The organism is Frankia sp. Mgl5 (assembly GCF_023242985.1).
Taxonomy (GTDB): domain Bacteria; phylum Actinomycetota; class Actinomycetes; order Frankiales; family Frankiaceae; genus Parafrankia; species Parafrankia soli.
This window is the reverse complement of the sequence record NZ_JALKFY010000167.1, coordinates 1-263: the sequence shown is the minus strand read 5'-3', so window position 1 is coordinate 263 and position 263 is coordinate 1. Positions and strand designations below refer to the sequence as shown.

General features: G+C 54.4%; 1 pseudogene. It reads left to right on the top strand.

The annotated features are described in order from the left end of the window. A pseudogene (locus MXD62_RS08840) lies at nt 1-263 on the top strand (C4-dicarboxylate ABC transporter permease); the annotation flags it as partial.

Here is a 263-nt window from a genome sequence, read left to right as displayed (position 1 = left end):
GGCTCGTCCGACCTGATCGCCGGCGCATTAATTATCGGGGTAGCCCGGGCTGTCGTGGTTGTACTGAATGAAGGGCATATCCTGGATACGATTTTGTACTATGCATCTTCTGCAATCGGACATATGCCTGCTGCCTTAAGCGCGTTTGGCATGCTGGTGTTGCAAACGATCATGAGCTTCATCGTTCCTTCCGGCAGCGGAGAAGCAGCTTTAACCATGCCACTGATGACGCCGCTGGCCGATCTCGTCGGGGTAACCAGACA